Annotated in this window: 14 protein-coding genes; 6 read left to right on the forward strand and 8 right to left on the reverse strand. The window is 68.1% G+C overall.

All coding sequences use genetic code 11. The annotated features are described in order from the left end of the window. Window positions 1-11 precede the first annotated feature (11 nt). Both ACNQVK_RS16275 and ACNQVK_RS16280 read right to left on the reverse strand, forming a co-directional pair. Window positions 12-1223, reverse strand: coding sequence for an MFS transporter (locus ACNQVK_RS16275; protein WP_418030334.1), 1212 nt, complete (start codon window positions 1221-1223; stop codon window positions 12-14). A gap of 18 nt (window positions 1224-1241) precedes the next feature. Further along, window positions 1242-1718, reverse strand: a complete 477-nt coding sequence (locus ACNQVK_RS16280) for a MarR family winged helix-turn-helix transcriptional regulator (protein ID WP_418030335.1) — start codon at window positions 1716-1718, stop codon at window positions 1242-1244. Window positions 1719-1824: 106 nt separating this feature from the next. On the opposite strand from ACNQVK_RS16280, the gene ACNQVK_RS16285 reads away from it, so the two are divergent. Continuing rightward, entirely contained in the window at window positions 1825-3870 is a 2046-nt protein-coding gene (locus tag ACNQVK_RS16285) for an ATP-binding cassette domain-containing protein (protein ID WP_418030336.1), read from the forward strand. Next, on the forward strand, window positions 3867-4709 hold the full coding sequence (locus ACNQVK_RS16290; RefSeq protein ID WP_418030337.1) for an energy-coupling factor transporter transmembrane component T family protein: 843 nt from the start codon (window positions 3867-3869) through the stop codon (window positions 4707-4709). The genes ACNQVK_RS16285 and ACNQVK_RS16290 overlap by 4 nt, the downstream gene beginning before the upstream one ends. Here ACNQVK_RS16290 and ACNQVK_RS16295 read toward each other — a convergent pair. From ACNQVK_RS16295 to ACNQVK_RS16310, 4 genes are all read right to left on the reverse strand, one after another. Beyond that, window positions 4599-5594: a DUF4349 domain-containing protein gene (locus tag ACNQVK_RS16295; RefSeq protein WP_418030338.1), complete on the reverse strand. Its 996-nt coding sequence runs from the start codon at window positions 5592-5594 to the stop codon at window positions 4599-4601. The genes ACNQVK_RS16290 and ACNQVK_RS16295 overlap by 111 nt on opposite strands. A 53-nt stretch (window positions 5595-5647) precedes the next feature. After that, window positions 5648-6973 (reverse strand): ABC transporter substrate-binding protein, encoded by a 1326-nt coding sequence (locus ACNQVK_RS16300; RefSeq protein ID WP_418030339.1) that lies wholly within the window; start codon window positions 6971-6973, stop codon window positions 5648-5650. Window positions 6974-7049: 76 nt separating this feature from the next. Then, window positions 7050-7862 carry a carbohydrate ABC transporter permease gene (locus ACNQVK_RS16305; RefSeq protein ID WP_418030340.1) on the reverse strand — a complete coding sequence of 271 codons (813 nt, stop codon included), beginning with the start codon at window positions 7860-7862 and terminating at the stop codon, window positions 7050-7052. Then, on the reverse strand, window positions 7849-8721 hold the full coding sequence (locus tag ACNQVK_RS16310) for a carbohydrate ABC transporter permease (protein WP_418030341.1): 873 nt from the start codon (window positions 8719-8721) through the stop codon (window positions 7849-7851). Before ACNQVK_RS16310 ends, ACNQVK_RS16305 begins: the two co-directional genes overlap by 14 nt. Window positions 8722-8924: 203 nt before the next feature. Here ACNQVK_RS16310 and ACNQVK_RS16315 point away from each other — a divergent pair, with 203 nt between their 5' ends. Beyond that, on the forward strand, window positions 8925-9707 hold the full coding sequence (locus ACNQVK_RS16315) for a cutinase family protein (RefSeq protein ID WP_418030342.1): 783 nt from the start codon (window positions 8925-8927) through the stop codon (window positions 9705-9707). A gap of 59 nt (window positions 9708-9766) precedes the next feature. Here ACNQVK_RS16315 and ACNQVK_RS16320 read toward each other — a convergent pair whose 3' ends face one another. Then, entirely contained in the window at window positions 9767-10753 is a 987-nt protein-coding gene (locus ACNQVK_RS16320; RefSeq protein WP_418030343.1) for an SDR family NAD(P)-dependent oxidoreductase, read from the reverse strand. 136 nt (window positions 10754-10889) lie between these two features. Then, a complete protein-coding gene (locus ACNQVK_RS16325; RefSeq protein ID WP_418030344.1) occupies window positions 10890-12557 on the reverse strand; it encodes a sulfatase-like hydrolase/transferase in 1668 nt (555 codons plus the stop codon). 33 nt (window positions 12558-12590) lie between these two features. On the opposite strand from ACNQVK_RS16325, the gene ACNQVK_RS16330 reads away from it, so the two are divergent. Genes ACNQVK_RS16330 through ACNQVK_RS16340 form a run of 3 tightly spaced genes read left to right on the forward strand, consistent with a single transcriptional unit; the run spans window position 12591 to window position 16056 of the window. Beyond that, window positions 12591-13145, forward strand: a complete 555-nt coding sequence (locus tag ACNQVK_RS16330) for an AAA family ATPase (RefSeq protein ID WP_418030345.1) — start codon at window positions 12591-12593, stop codon at window positions 13143-13145. A gap of 35 nt (window positions 13146-13180) precedes the next feature. After that, window positions 13181-14698 carry a TldD/PmbA family protein gene (locus ACNQVK_RS16335; RefSeq protein WP_418030346.1) on the forward strand — a complete coding sequence of 506 codons (1518 nt, stop codon included), beginning with the start codon at window positions 13181-13183 and terminating at the stop codon, window positions 14696-14698. Then, a complete protein-coding gene (locus tag ACNQVK_RS16340; protein ID WP_418030347.1) occupies window positions 14695-16056 on the forward strand; it encodes a metallopeptidase TldD-related protein in 1362 nt (453 codons plus the stop codon). The genes ACNQVK_RS16335 and ACNQVK_RS16340 overlap by 4 nt, the downstream gene beginning before the upstream one ends. Window position 16057: the final 1 nt, after the last annotated feature.

The raw sequence follows: 16057 nt of genomic DNA on the forward strand, positions 1-16057 counted from the left end.
GCCCCCGGCGGCTAGGTGTCGCTGCCGACGGTGACCGCGGTGGCCTCGTCGGTCAGCTCGTCGAGTTCGGACTCCTCGACGTCGATTCCGACCAGGTGCGGCCGCGTCAGGGTCAGCACACCGGCGCCGGCCAGCACTGCGGCCGCGCCCACCCAGTAGGGCAGGTGCACACTGACCTGCTCGCCGAGCACTCCGGCCAGCCACGGCGCGACCGCGGCGCCGCCGAAGCGCAGGAAGCTGTAGGCCGCCGAGGCCACACCCCGCTCGACCGGGGCCGCCTTCATGACGGTCTCGGTGATGAGCGTGTTGTTGATGCCGATGAACAGGCCGGCGACCACCACACCCGATGCCAGGACGGTCTTGGAATCGGTCCACACCGCCATCACGGCCAGCACCGTCGTGAAGGCGAGCAGGTTGAGGATCAGCACCCGCACCGTGCCGAAACGGTGTTGCAGCCGCGGGGCGACCACCACCGAGGTGAACGCCAACGCCAGGCCCCAGCCGAAGAAGATCAGCCCGATCTGATGGGCGGTCATGTCCAGCGGGAAGGGGGTGAAGGCCAGCAGGGTGAAGAAACCGAAGTTGTAGAGCAGCGCGGTGATCGCGACGCCGAGCAGTCCGCGGTGGCGCAGCGCCCGGAACGGATCGGCAAGCGTGGTGGCACGTTCGGCGCGCGGGGTGGCCGGCAACAGGAACGCCGTGATCACCAGGGCGAAGGCCATCAGCGCCGAGACGCCGAAGAACGGGCCGCGCCACGAGATCGAACCGAGCACCCCGCCGACCAGCGGGCCGATCGCGATGCCCAGGCCCAGCGCCGCCTCATAGAGGATGATGGCTTGCGCCACAGAGCCTTTCGCGGAGTTGACGATGGTGGCCAGCGCCGTGGCGATGAACAGGGCGTTGCCAAGGCCCCACAGTGCGCGCCAGCCCACGATCTGCATCACGGTCTCGCTCATCCCGGCCAGGCCGGCGCCGGCGATGATGATCACCAAGCCGAGCAGCAGCGTGCGCTTGGGGCCGATGCGGCTGGACACCACACCCGTGATCAGCATCGCCACACCCATCACCGCCATATAGCTGGTGAACAGCAACGACACCTGCGAAGCCGTGGCGTTGAGGTTGTCGGCGATCGGTTTGAGGATGGGATCGACCAGTCCGATGCCCATGAAGGCGACGACGGAGGCGAAAGCGACGGCCCATACGGCCTTGGGTTGGCGCCACATCAGGGCGGTGACTCCTATCTAGTTTTCGTGAGCGAGCGGATGCTCGGCGACATCGGTGAGCAACCGCCGAATGATGTCGACGGAGGCCGCCAATGTCTGGCGCTCCTCGGCGCTGAGCCGCTCAAGTCGGGGGTTGATCGCGGCGGCGCGATCCGCCCTGGCCTGATCCAGGGTCCGGCGGCCCTGCTCGGTGATCCGGATCAGCACCGCGCGGGCATCGCCGGGATCGGTGGTGCGTGACACCAGGCCGGCGTCTTCGAGACGGCGAACCTGGGTGGTCATGGTCGGCTGCGAGCAGTGGTCGAGATAGGCCAGGTCGGAGATGCGCGCCTCGCCCTGGTCCTCGATCGTGGACAGCAGCCGGGCCTGGGCCCAGGGCAGCGGTAGCCGGGCGCGTTGGGTGGCCAGCCGGTTCAACCGGGCGACGACCGACAGCAGGTCGGCGCCCAGCGCGGATTCGTCGGTTACCGTTACATCCTCGGTCGGGGTCGGCATGCCCATCATATTTACATAGATTTACTATGTAGTCTAGTCGGCCCGCGTGCTCTCGGTCACATGACGGGCCCCCGACGGCCGCGATCGCGGCTGGCAGAATCGAACGATGACCGCGAAACCCCCGGCGACGACGCCTCGGCGCGGCCTCACCCCCGGCGAGCTTGCGCAGGCTTCGGTGATGGCGGCGCTCTGTGCGGCCACCGCGATCATCGCCGTGGTGGTGCCGTTCGCGGCCGGCCTCTCGGTGCTGGGAACGGTGCCGATGGGGCTGCTGGCCTACCGCTACCGGCTGCGGGTGCTGCTGGCCGCCACCGTCGCCGCCGGCACGATCGCCTTCCTGATCGCCGGCATGGGCGGAGCGATGACCGTCGTCGACTGCGCCTACATCGGCGGGCTGACCGGCGTGGTCAAGCGCCGCGGTCGCGGCACCGGCACGGCGTTCTGCGCCGCCATCGTGGCCGGGGCGCTGTTCGGATCCGCGATCATCGTGGCGCTGACCGTGCTGACCAGGCTGCGCAGCCTGATCTTCGACTCGCTCAGCGCGGGCATCGAAGGGATCGCCAAGGTGCTCGAGCGCATCCCGGTGGTCGACGTGGCGGCCGAACCGATCAGGACCATCTTCGCGACGATGCTGGACTACTGGCCCGTGTTGATGCTGTTCCTCGGCATCACCAGCATCACCTCGGTCAGCATGATCGGCTGGTGGGCGCTCTCACGGATCCTGGCCCGGCTGCTCGGGGTCCCCGACGTCCACAAACTCGACGCCGACGGCGAGGAGGACGGGGCGACGATCGCTCCGGTCCCGGCCCGGCTGACCGATGTGCGGTTCCGCTACCCAGGCGTCGAGCGCGACGCGCTGGGCCCGGTGTCGATGGAATTGCAGCCCGGCGAGCATGTCGCGGTCACCGGCCCGAACGGCTCGGGCAAGACCACTCTCATGCTCATGTTGGCCGGACGCCAACCCACTTCGGGCAGCATCGAACGGGCCGGCGCCGTGGGCCTGGGCCGCATCGGCGGCACCGCAGTGGTGATGCAGCATCCGGAAAGCCAGGTACTCGGGACCCGGGTGGCCGACGACGTGGTGTGGGGTCTGCCCGTCGGCGCGACCGCCGACGTGGAGCGGCTCCTGGCCGAAGTCGGGCTCGACGGCCTGGCCGAACGTGACACCGGAGGATTGTCCGGTGGGGAACTGCAACGACTCGCGGTCGCCGGGGCACTGGCCCGCGAACCCTCGTTGCTGATCGCCGACGAGGTCACCAGCATGGTCGATCAACGGGGCCGCGACACCCTGATGAACGTGTTGTCCGGGCTGACCGAACATCACCAGATGTCGCTGGTGCACATCACGCACTACAACGACGAGGCCGATTCGGCCGACCGCACGGTGCAGCTCAGCGGCAACGGCGGCACCGCCGACAACACCGACATGGTGCAGACCTCCGCGGTACCGGTCGCGGCCACGCCCGTCGCTCACAGCAGTGCGCCGGTGCTGGAGCTGACCGGCGTCGGGCACGAATACGCCAGCGGAACCCCTTGGGCGAAAACGGCTTTGCGTGACATCACCTTCACCGTCAACGAAGGTGACGGGGTCCTGGTGCACGGCCTGAACGGTTCGGGCAAATCGACCCTGGCCTGGATCATGGCCGGGTTGACGGTTCCGACCTACGGCGCGTGCCTGCTCGACGGGGTGCCGGTGGCACAGCAAGTGGGCTCGGTGGCGATCTCGTTCCAGGCCGCCAGGCTGCAATTGATGCGCAGCACCGTGGGACGTGAAATCGCCTCGGCCGCAGGCTTCTCGGCGCATGAGAACGACCGCATCGCGGGTGCCCTGGAGATGGTCGGATTGGATGCGGCACTGGCGCAGCGCCGCATCGACCAACTCTCGGGCGGGCAGATGCGTCGCGTCGTCCTGGGCGGATTGCTGGCCCGGTCGCCGCGGGCGCTGATCCTCGACGAGCCGCTGGCCGGACTGGACGCGGCCAGCCAACGGGGACTGCTGCGGTTGCTTGAGGATCTGCGGCACAACAACGGGCTGACCGTCGTCGTCATCTCGCACGATTTCACCGGCCTGGAGGGCCTGTGCCCGCGCACGCTGCACCTGCATCACGGTGAACTGGCCCTCGCCCCGACAGCTGCCGGAGGTACCCGATGACCGCGCCGACGCGAGGACAGCGCAAGCCCGTCGTGCTGTTGCGCCCGGTCCCCGGCGACACCGTCATCCACCGGTTGTGGGCAGGCACAAAACTGCTCGCCGTCGCCGGCATCGGCCTTCTGCTGACGTTCTATCCCGGATGGGTGCCGATCGCGGCTGTCGCGGTGCTGGTCCTGGTGACGGCGAGGCTGGCGCACATTCCGCGCGGCGTGCTGCCGTCGATTCCGTTCTTTCTGTGGATCCTGGTGGCGCTGGGCGGGGCGCTCGCCGCACTGGCGGGCGGTTCCCCGGTGATCGACATCGGGTCGGTGCAGGTCGGTCTGGGCGGGCTGCTCAACTACCTGCGCGTCACGGCGCTGGCCATCGTGCTGTTGGGCCTGGGCGCCCTGGTGTCCTGGACGACGAATGTCGCCGATGTCGCCCCTGCGGTGGCCACGTTGGGCCGCCCGCTACGGCTGTTCCGCATCCCCGTGCACGACTGGGCGGTGACGATCGCGTTGGCACTGCGGGCTTTCCCGATGCTGATCGACGAGTTCCGCACGTTGTATGCGGCCCATCGGTTGCGCCCCGTCGAACCGGCCGAGACGTTCCGGGCCCGGCGCAAACAACGCGTGTCCAATCTGGTCGATCTGCTGGCCGCCGCCGTCACCGTGGCGTTGCGCCGGGGCGACGAGATGGGCGATGCCATCACCGCGCGCGGTGGGGCAGGCCAGATCTCGGCGGCACCGTCACGACCCCGGTCGCGCGACTGGATCGCCTTCGCCATCCTCGTTCTCGTCTGTGGCACCGCCCTGGCCCTGGAGCTGACCGTCCTGCCCACCAGCCTGCCCCGCCGCTGACGTCTGCCTGGGACGCGACCTGGTCAGCCGGACGACGGCCACGACGACCACAGCCGCGATGAGCACGGCCGCCAGCCATGGCAGGAGCAGGCCGAACAGCATCACGGCCCCCGATGCCATCGAGACCAGGCCGTGCCAGCCGCGTTCGACCTGACCCCAGAACCCCCGATACTGCGGGGCGGGGCCGCCGATCTGCTCTGCGGTGATGTCGAGATTGACCGTGCTGTAGTCGATCTGGTCACCCAGCTGGGTACGCTGCGCGCGCAGGCTGTCGAGGTCTGCCTGGCGCTGTGACAACGCGTTCTCGGCCTGGATCAGGGCCTCGGGATCCTTTGCGTCCCGCATGATCCCCAGCAGCCGGTCCACCGAGGTCTGCAGTGCCTTGATGCGGGCGTCGAGATCGACGCGCTGCGAGGTGACGTCGTCGGCGCGGACCTCGACGGTCTGGACCGTGCCGAGCTTCTTGAACTCGTCGAGGGTGCCTTCGAGTTTGGCGGCCGGGACCCGCAGCGCCAGGGAGATATGGGCGCGGCCGGAACTGGAGCCGGCATCCTCGGAGCGGCTGTCGACGCGGCCGCCGGCATCGGTGGCCAGCGATACGGCCTTGTCCGCTACCGCCGCCGGGTTGCCTGCGGTGATCGACATCGATGCGGTCTTCACGATGTCGCGCTTGACCTCGGCGGGTATCGGCGCGTTCTTCATCCCCGGGCCGGCTTCGGGCACCGGGGCGGCCGGGGCGAATCCGGCATCGCTCTGAGGTGCCGCCGGTGCCGAGGAATTGGGGGAGTGCCCGGCTGCGCAGGCCGGCGCGGCAGCCAACAAGGCCGCGGCAAACAGTGCCACCGTCATGCGGTGGCGGCGGGATGCACTGGTGTGCTGGGGCATCAGCCCAATGTAAGCGACGTGCCGGCGGTCAGGGGTCGGTAATTCGCGCCGGCTCAGCGGGCTGCTGCGGAATTGGCTGCCCACTGGGCGTCGGCCAGAGACTGCTCGACATCGCCGCGGCCCAGGAACATCTCGTCGAAATACGGCTTGAGGGCCTGGTATCCGGCCGGGAAGCCCGCGGCTCCCGGCGCCGGGATGCGTGGCCCGTGCAGCACCAGGAAGAAGGGGCTGACATCGACTCCACGCGATTTCCAGAAATTGCGGTAGACCGGCTGGGCCCGCAGTACGGCCGGGATGGCGGCACCCTTGACACCCAGGTATTCGTTGCCGCGCTTGCTGCCCATCCAGGACAACACCTCGCGCACCGCATCGGGGTGACGGGTCGCCGAGTTCGCTGCTGCGGCAATGCCATTGGTGACGCTGACCCGGCCCTTGGGCCCGGCAGGCAGCATCGCAACACCCCACCGGAACCGGGCCTGGTTGGCAATGGCGGCCAGGTTGTAGGTACCGGACTGGAACAGGGCCATCCGGCCCTGCAGGAAGGCGTTACGGGAGAAGTCGCCGTTGCTGTTGGTGGCCGCTGCCGGCGGCGCGACGTGATCGTCGTTGATCAGCCGAACCAGGTAGGTGAACGCCTCGACGGCCTGCGGGTTGTCGAACGCGAAGCGGTCGCCGATGGTGAAGATGCCGCCCGCAGAGCCGATGTAGTTGAGGTAGATGCCCTGAAGGTCGTTGGCGGCGTTGTAGCCCCACTGGCGGATGCGGCCGGCGTCGAAACCGTCGGTGCCGGCCGAACGGCCCTGCTCGTCCACGGTCAGCCTGGCCGCCAGCGACCGCAGGGTGTCGTCGGGTCCGTTCGACCACCGCAGCGTGGTCAGTTCGGCGAGGTCCACTCCCGCGGCGTCGAGCAGGTCGGCGTTGAAGTACACCGCTATACCGGCGTCGGTCAGTTGCGGAACCGCCCACAGCGCGTCGTTCCGGGTGAACTGGTTGACCACCGAGGGTTCCCAGGCCCGGGCGGCGTTGGCGCCCAATGTCTGTCCGATGTCGAGCAGCCGGCCGTTGTCGGCATAACCGGCGAGGTAGGCATTGGACAGCCAGAAGATGTCATCGGCGCTCCCGCCGGCCACATCGGTGCGCAGGCTGTCGAAGTACGCCGAATAGGCGACGGTGTTGACCCGCACCTCGATGTCGGGGTGTTCCTTGCCGAACTCGGCGAAGGACTCCCGATAGGCCGCCGCGACTTGCGGGTCCCACAGGCGCACGGTGACCACGGTGCGCCCTTCGGGTTCGGTCGTGTGGCCCAGCAGCACGGCGAAGACGAGCAGCACGGCCATGGTCAGTGCCAGTCCCGCGGCCAGGAGGGTGGAGCGTCTCATGGCCGCTCCTTGCCGCGAGATGGACGCAATGGTCGATGCCGCGGCGATATCACAACCATGGCGTTGATTTCGGTGATCACTTGATCCCCGTCACGACGATCGAACGGACGATGTTGCGCGAGAACGCGATGAACAACACGATCAGCGGCACGATCGCCACCGTGGTCGCCGCCATCACCAGCGTCCACTGGGCGTTGTACTGCGTCTGTAACCCGGCCGTCGCGACCGTGAGCACCTGCCACTTGCTGCCGCTGGTGATCACCAGCGGCCACAGGAAGTTGTTCCACTGGCTCACCACGGTGATCAACGCCAAGGTGACGAGGATCGGCCGGCTGGCGGGTACCACCACATGGGTGATCACGTCCAGCGTGTGGGCGCCGTCGAGGCGAGCGGCATTGATCAGATCGCCGGGAATGGACCGAAAGTACTCGCGCAGCAGGAAGATCGCGTACGGCGAGCCGAACATGAACGGCAGCACCAGCGCCCAGAAGGTGTTGCGCAACCCGGCCTCGGCCATCATCAGGTACAGCGGCACCACAGTCACCGTCGCGGGCACCATCAGCGTGGCGATGTAGACCCAGAACAACGCGTCGCGGCCGGGGAATTGCAGCCGGGCAAAGGCATAGGCGGCCAGCACCGAGAACACCAGCTGGCCCAGCAGGATGACGGCGGTCATCAAGGCCGTCACCACGATGGCGCGTCCGAACCCGGCGTCGGACAGCCCGGCGTAGTTCTCCAACGTCGGCGGCTCGGGTAGTGACAGCGGAGGATCGGTGGCGAACTGCTGGGCCGAGGTGAACGAGGTGAGCAACCCGAGGCCGAAGGGCAGCAGCGTGATCACCGCGCCGAGGAGCAGTCCCACGTAGATCAGTGCGTTACGTGAGGTCATAGCTGATCCTGCGGCGGAAGTAGACGTGCTGGAGGAGCGTGATCCCGACAAGGATGACGAAGAGCACGATGGCCATCACGGAGGCGCGGCCCACCGCGGCCGCACCGAACGCCTCGGCATAGATCCGGTGGGCCACCAGGTCGGTGCGGCCCTGGGGCCCGCCCGCGGTCAGTGCGTACACGGTGTCGAATACCTGCGCGGCGCTGACAATTCCGGTGACCAGGACGAAGAACATGGTCGGGCGCAGCATCGGCAGGGTGATGTGGCGGAACCGCTGCCAGTCGGTGGCGCCGTCGGTGCGGGCGGCGTTGTGGACGTCGGCCGGGATGTTGAGGATGCCGGCCAGGAAGAACAGCGTCACGTAGCCGACGTTGGTCCACACCACGACCGCCGACACCACCGGCAGTGCCAGCCCCGGGTCGGTGAGCCAGTCCACCTGCCGGCCCAGCACAGTGCTCAGCGCCCCGTCCGTGGGCGCCAGGATCCATTTCCACAACACCGCGATGGCGAGCGGCGCGCAGATCCACGGCAACACGTACACGGTGCGGAAGAAGCCGGTGCCGGGGAGGCCTCGGGCCAGCAGCGACGCCGCGATCAGTCCCAGTGCGGTTTGGGTGGGCACCACCAGAACTACGAACAGCAGCGTGATCGCCAGGGAGGTGGCAAACGACGAATCGGTGAGCACCGACGTCCAATTGTCCAGTCCCACATACTTGATCGGGCCGAGCAGGTCCCACCGTTGCAGGCTCAGCCAGATCACCACGAGCATGGGCAGCAACAAGAACGTGACGACGCCGAACAGGCTGGGGGCGACAAGCGCGTACCCCAGTGCGGTGGTGCGGACACGCGAGGTGGCCATCGAGCCATTAAAGCGGTTCGTGACCTTCGGACGCCACGCCGGGCACCCGAGCGCCCATCCTCAACGCCGGAATGCCGCCGTGCCATCCCGGCGCACGCAATTTGCTCAGATGACGTAGATCACTTGACTCCTCCGGAATCGAATTCGCTGCCTCGCGCTTGTAGCAGGTAATCGCAGCAAACAGGGACTGGGGGAGAAATCTCATGAGCACACCGCAGCGAGCCCGCACGGGCGCTTCAATCACCAAGGTGGCGCAGTCCACGGTCTTCACAGTCTTCGCCCTGGCCGCCATGGTGCTCGGCTCGCTGGCCGGCCCGATCGCCTCGGCCAATGCCGCCGACGGGTGCGCCGACGTCGAGGTCGTGTTCGCCCGTGGCACCAACGAGGCACCCGGAGTGGGCGCCACCGGCCAGGCATTCGTCGACGCGTTGACCGCCGATCTGCCAGGCAAAACGGTCGACGTGTACGGCGTGAACTATCCGGCATCGCTGGACTTCGGCCAGGCGGCCGACGGCATCGCTGATGCCAGCAACCGCATCCAGTCGATCGCGGCGACCTGCCCGGCGACCAAGATCGTGCTCGGCGGCTACTCGCAGGGCGCCGCGGTGGCGGGCTACACCACTTCGAGCGCGGTCCCGGCCGGGTATGTCCTGCCCGCCGGTATCAGCGGCCCGATGCCGGCGTCGATCGCCTCGCACATCGCGGCGGTGGCCCTGTTCGGAACACCCGACGAGTGGGTTCTGGGCCTGGCCGACCGCAGCGCACCGCCCATCGCCATCGGTGCGCCCTACGTCGCCAAGACCATCCAGCTGTGCGCACCCGGCGACCCCATCTGTGCGCCCGGGGGACTGAGCCGCGCCGCCCACAGCTCCTACAAGGACAACGGGATGGCAATCCAGGCAGCTGATTTCGCGGCCCGCCAGCTCGGGGGTGCGGCCCCCTCGGCCCCGATGGTGCAGACCGCAGGCCAGGTCGGCGAGAACTGACACCAACCGAACAACGGCCGGCGGCCGGAAGCAGGTCCTCAACGGACCGCTTCCGGCCGTCAGCCGTTGAGGTCTCGAAAGCCGGCGACGGTGTCGGCCAGCGTGATTCGCGGATCACGGTAGGTGATGCCGAAGTCCCGTTCGCTCGGTGAGTCGTCGGACGCCGGCATCTGCGTGTAGTACTGCATCCCCGCCTCGGTGAACGGTGTCTGGAACGGCAGGAAGGGACCCATCCGGTCGAGTACCTGTCCGGCGACACGCAGCACGGTGTCGGGAACCGGGACGGCGAACATGGTCTTGTCGCCGACCTCGGTGAGCAGCTTGGCGAGTTGGTCCACCGGAATGCGGTGTCCGCCCGCCATATAGCGGCGGGGTCCGCGGCCCGGCTCGAGCAGAGCAACATGCAGGGCGGCCAGGTCACGACCGTCGACGATGGTCCAGGCCGCGCTGCGACCGGGGATCGCGCCGAGTTGCAGTGCGGCGGCGACACCTTCGCCGGCCTCGCCGAACTGGTTGCCGACCGGCGGACCCATGACCATGCCGGGATAGGTGATGTTCACCGGCGCACCGGCGTCCTGCATTCCGCGGGCGTAGATCTCGACCTGCGCCTTGGACCGCCCGTAGCCGTCGGTGCCGCCGAACACCGGCAGGTCCGCTTCCAGCGTTTCCACATCGGGGTTGAACAGCGCGGTGATGCTCGATACGTGGATGATCGGATCGAGGCCGAGTTCTGCCGCGCCGCCCAGAACGTTGCGCGCACCGTCCATGTTGGTGCTCATCATCTGCGCGGTCTGGCTCGGATCGGTGGCGACCAGCGCCGCGCTGTGCAGGACGGCGTCGCAACCCTCGAGCGCACGCATGACCGAGTCGCGGTCGGTGATGTCGCCGACCGTGTGGTCGGCGACGTCGACCCCGAGCTTGGCGACGCTGGTGTGCAGCCGGTCCGGATTGCGCACCAGAAATCGGACGGAATGACCGGCGTCGGCAATCGCTTTCGCGGTCCACCCACCCACAAATCCGGTACCGCCGGTGACCAACACGCGCATGACGCCAACCTCCTAGCGGACCAACGACCGTCGGAAGGACGCTAGTACGTCAGGCGGCGCCGGGAAGCGATTTCAGCTACCGGTTCAGCCTCCGTGCTGCATTTGTCGGCTCAGCCTCCGTGCCGTATTTGTCGGCTCAGCCTCCGCGCAACGTGGCGAGCTCCTTCATGTTCGCCAGTCCCTGCTCCTGCGCCTCGTTGAGGAACTCCGGCAGCGGGGCCCGCAGTTCGGGCAGCACCTCGTGGTCGAGCAATGCCTGCAGGTCGGCCTGCTTGGCACTGCGGCCGGCCTGGTTGTCGAGTTCCTGACTACCGGAATCGGTTGAGTAGTCGTACAACTCGTGCTGGATGGGCCGCGAGGTGTCGATGTCCATGCTGCCGGGCTTCCAGTACGTGTACATGCCGAGCTTGGCATCCTGGGTACGCACGGCCACGATGTGGCTGGGTGCCGACGTCGGGATCTCGGTGGGCGGGCCGTCCGTGCCGAAGAACTTCTTTGCCAGTGGGGATTTCATCAAGGCGGCCATCTCCTCCACCGACATGTCGTCGGTGGCGTGCGCGATCCACGGCCGCCCCGGTGCCGCCGCATCGGCGGCGATCCCGGCGATGTCGGCGCGGCTCGCCAGGTAGGAGTAGCGGGAGTCCGAGCGCCAGTCCGTCCCGCCGTGCGCGATGGTCAGCAACAGCGGCGCCAGGTCGGCGCTGGAAGTCAGCTGGGTGCGACTGTCGCCCGGGTCGGGTGTCAGGTGACCCGACGGGTCGCGGATGTAGAGCGGCACCCGGATGCTCTCCTCGTAGACCGCGGCGCCCTTGCCGCGCAGGCCGTGCGACCCCGCGTACTCGCCGTGGTCGGAGGTGAACACGACGACGGTGTTGTCGTCGATGTCCGGCCGCGCCGCCAGGATGTCAAGCACGCGGCCGATCTGGGTGTCCACCTGCTGATGCAGCCACAGGTACATGTCCAGGCAACGCGCCCACTGCGCGGCCGACTCGGGCCCGGTGTAGTCCATCGCGCCGGTCATCAGCGGCGACATGAAGTTCATGTAGTCGATCTGCAACTGCGGCTTCCCGCGGCGATGCAGGTCATCGGCGGTCTCGAAGTTGACCGGCTTCGCACTGAACCGGTGCGGAACGTCTTCTGGCAAAGGATTTTTCGGCCACCAGCAGATGTCATGCGGGTTGACCAGGGACACGGTCGTGCACCAGGGGCCCTCGTTCGCGTGCGCGTCGAACCACCCGGCGAACTGATCGACGATCGACGGGTCCTGCTGCAGGCCCTGGTTCGGTGCTCCGTTGGGGGACGGGTACGTGCCGCCGGAGAAGCCGTGGACGTCCAGGCCGTCGGGGGTGTTGTCGGCCACGCTGCCCAGGTGCCACTTGCCCCACCACCAGGTGCGGTAGCCGGCGTCGCGCAGCATCGTCCCCCAGGTCGGGAACCGGGCCGCCAGCGTCGACTCGGTGGGGCCTTCGCCCGTGTACAGGCACCCGGTCTGGTGGGAGTACAGCCCGGTGGTCAGCACCCCGCGCGACGGCGTGCACATGTTCGACGCGCTGTAGTGCGAGCCGAACGAGGTGCTGCGGGCGCGCAGCCGGTCCAGGCTCGGCAACAACGCGCCGAGCTGCTGGGTATCGGGGAACCACTGCGGGGCCCGCATCTGGTCGACGATGACGACGAGGATGTTGGGCCGGCCGGCCGTATCCGGGCCGCGTCTGCCCAGCAGTTCGTAGCCGCCGAATCCGACCGCGGCCGCGCCGGCGGCCACTGCCGCACCACCTAGGACTGTCCGCCTGCTGAGCTCTGCCATGTCCTCACGTTAGGCCTCGCTACGATCGGTCGGGTGTTGACGGCTCAAGATCCAGTGACCTGGGAGCCGCGGCGCATCGCCGTCGCCGGGGTATCGGGTTCGGGCAAGTCAACTCTTGCGACGCGTCTGTCGCGCGCTTTCGATCTTCCGTACGTCGAGATCGACAGCCTCTATCACGGGCCCGGGTGGGAACCGCGAACCACGTTCATCGGCGACGTCGAGCGGTTCATCGCGGGAGATTCCTGGGTGATCGAATGGCAGTACCGCGCCGTGCGCGGCCAGATCTTGGCGCGTGCGGACACGCTGCTGTGGCTGGACCTGCCGACCCCGGTGGCGCTGCGCCAGCTGACGCGGCGCACCCTTCGCCGACGCCTCGGCCGCCTCGAATTGTGGAACGGCAACACCGAACCGCCGCTGCGCACGATCTTCACCGATCGCGATCACATCTTGCGCTGGGGATTCCGCACCCGAAACAAGCTCCGCGACACCGTCCCTGCGCTGGGATCGCAGGTGCCCCACCTGCACATCGTCCGCTTTACCCGCCACCGCGATGTCGAAGCCTGGCTGCGCCGCGTTGCTCCCGCCTGAACCAAGTCACCCCGCGTCGCCGCTACCGTAGGAGCGTGACAGCTCAACGACGCGTGGACGCCGACTTCCTGGAGCTGCCCCGGTTCGAGTTGGCTGACGCGGCACTGTCCGCGGCGGCCGCCGCCGGCGCCAGCTATGCCGATCTGCGGATTCACCGCATCACCACCGAGATCATCCAATTGCGCGACGGCGAGTTGGAGATGTCTGTGGTCAACCGCGAGGTGGGCCTGGCGGTGCGGGTGATCGTGGACGGCGCGTGGGGGTTCGCCTCCCATGCCGAACTCGCGCCCGAGGTGGCGGCCGAGACGGCCCGCCGCGCGGTGCAGGTGGCCACGACGCTCGCTCCGCTGAACGCCGAGCGCATCGAGTTGGCCGGCGAACCGGTCTATACCGATGTGACCTGGGTGTCCGATTACGGTGTCGACCCGTTCATCGTCGCGGCCGCCGACAAGATCGCCTTGCTCGGTGAATACTCCGGCCGGTTGCTGGCGGCCGACGGTGTGGACCACGTGTCGGCGGGAGTGCACGCGGTCAAGGAGCAGAGTTTCTACGCCGATAGCTTCGGGTCCTCGATCACCCAGCAGCGGGTGCGGGTGATGCCGACGATGGAGGCGGTCGCCGTCGATTCGGCGGCCGGGTCGTTCGAGACGATGCGCACGCTGGTCCCACCGATGGCGCGGGGCTGGGAAGCGCTGGCCGGCGACGACGTGTGGGACTGGACTTCTGAGCTGGCCGAGCTGCCGACACTGCTCGCCGAGAAGACCAAGGCGCCCTCAGTGGTCGCGGGCCCCACCGACCTGGTGATCGACCCGTCCAATCTGTGGCTGACGATTCACGAATCGATCGGGCACGCCACCGAATACGACCGGGCGATCGGCTACGAGGCGGCCTACGCCGGGACGTCGTTCGCCACCCCGGACAAGCTCGGCACCATGCGTTACGGCTCGCCCGTGATGAACGTGACGGCGGACCGCACCGTGGAATTCGGCTTGGCCACCGTCGGTTTCGATGACGAGGGGGTGCGGGCGCAGAGCTGGGACCTGGTGCGTGACGGCGTCTTCGTCGGCTATCAGCTCGACCGGGTGTTCGCTCCCCGCCTCGGGCAGACCCGTTCCAACGGCTGTTCATATGCCGACTCGCCACACCATGTCCCGATCCAGCGGATGGCCAATGTGTCGCTGCAGCCGGGGCCGGAAGATCTCAGCACGCAGGATCTGATCTCACGGGTGTCCGACGGCATCTACGTCGTGGGCGACAAGTCCTGGTCAATCGACATGCAGCGGTACAACTTCCAGTTCACCGGCCAGCGGTTCTACCGGATTCGCGACGGCCGGCTCGACGGGCAGTTGCGCGACGTGGCGTACCAGGCCACCACGACCGATTTCTGGGGCGCGATGGAGGCTGTCGGCGGACCGTCGACCTGGCGCCTGGGTGGGGCGTTCAACTGCGGCAAGGCCCAGCCCGGGCAGGTGGCCCCGGTCAGCCACGGCTGCCCGAGCGCCCTGTTCCGCGGCATCAACGTACTGAACACCCGGACGGAGGGCGGCCGATGATCGGCGCACAGCAGGTCGTCGACATCGCCTTGGCCGCAGCTGATCCGGGCACAGAGACGATTGTGTTGGTCACCGAGCGGGCCGACGCATCGCTGCGGTGGGCCGGTAACTCGATGACCACCAACGGTGAGACGGTCAGCCGCACCATCACGGTGATCTCGATCGTGCGCCGAGGGGACACCGCGCATGTCGGATCGGTGCGCTCCACCGAAGTGGATCCGGCGGTGATCCCCGACCTGGTGGCCGCCGCCCAGCGCGCCGCGGTGGCCTCACCCGAGGCCCGTGATGCCGCACCGCCGTTGCCGGGTGCGGGGTCGCCGGCTGACTGGGATGCGCCGGTGGTGGGCACCGGTGCGCGGGTGTTCACCGGCATCGCCGAAGACCTGGCCAAGGGCTTCGCCGGTTCCGACCAGCTCTACGGATATGCGCGCCACGTCATGGAGACGACGTTCCTGGCGACCTCGACGGGCCTGCGCCGTCGCTACACCCAGCCGACCGGATCGGTGGAGATCAACGCCAAGCGCGACGGGGCGAGTGTGTGGGCCGGGGTGAGCACCCCGGATTTCGTTGACGTACAGGTAGATTCGATGCTGGACGAGCTGTCGCTGAAGCTGGGGTGGGCGCAGCGGACCGTCGAGTTGCCGGCCGGCCGCTACGAGACGCTCATGCCGCCCTCGACCGTGGCCGACATGATGATCTATCTGACCTGGGCGATGGACGGCCGCGGGGCGCAGGAAGGGCGCAGCGCGCTGTCGGCGCCGGGCGGGACCCGGGTGGGGGAGAAGCTCACCGATCTGGGCCTGACGCTGTACTCCGACCCGTTCGCGCAGTCATTGGCCTGCCAACCGTTCGTCGCCGTGCCGAGTTCCTCGGAGCGGGTGTCGATCTTCGACAACGGGATGGACATCGGCCGGGTGGACTGGATCCGCGACGGGGTGGTCAACGCACTTGCCTATCCGCGGGCCGTGGCCGCCGAATACGGCACGCCGGTCGCGGTGCCCGCCGACAATCTGCTGATGACCGGTGGCACAACCGAATTGGCAGATATGATCGCCGGCACCGAACGCGGCCTGCTGCTGACCACACTGTGGTACATCCGCGAGGTCGACCCGACCGTACTGCTGCTCACCGGGCTGACCCGGGACGGCGTCTATCTGGTCGAAGACGGCGAGGTGACCGCCGCGGTGAACAACTTCCGGTTCAACGAGAGCCCGCTGGATCTGTTGCGGCGCGCCACGGAAGCCGGCATCAGTGAGGTCACCCTGCCGCGCGAATGGGGTGACTGGGCCACCCGCGCGTCCATGCCGACGCTGCGGATCCCGGACTTCCACATGTCCTCGGTGAGCCAAGCGCAATGAG

Source organism: Mycobacterium sp. 134, assembly GCF_048282715.1.
Lineage (GTDB): Bacteria > Actinomycetota > Actinomycetes > Mycobacteriales > Mycobacteriaceae > Mycobacterium > Mycobacterium septicum.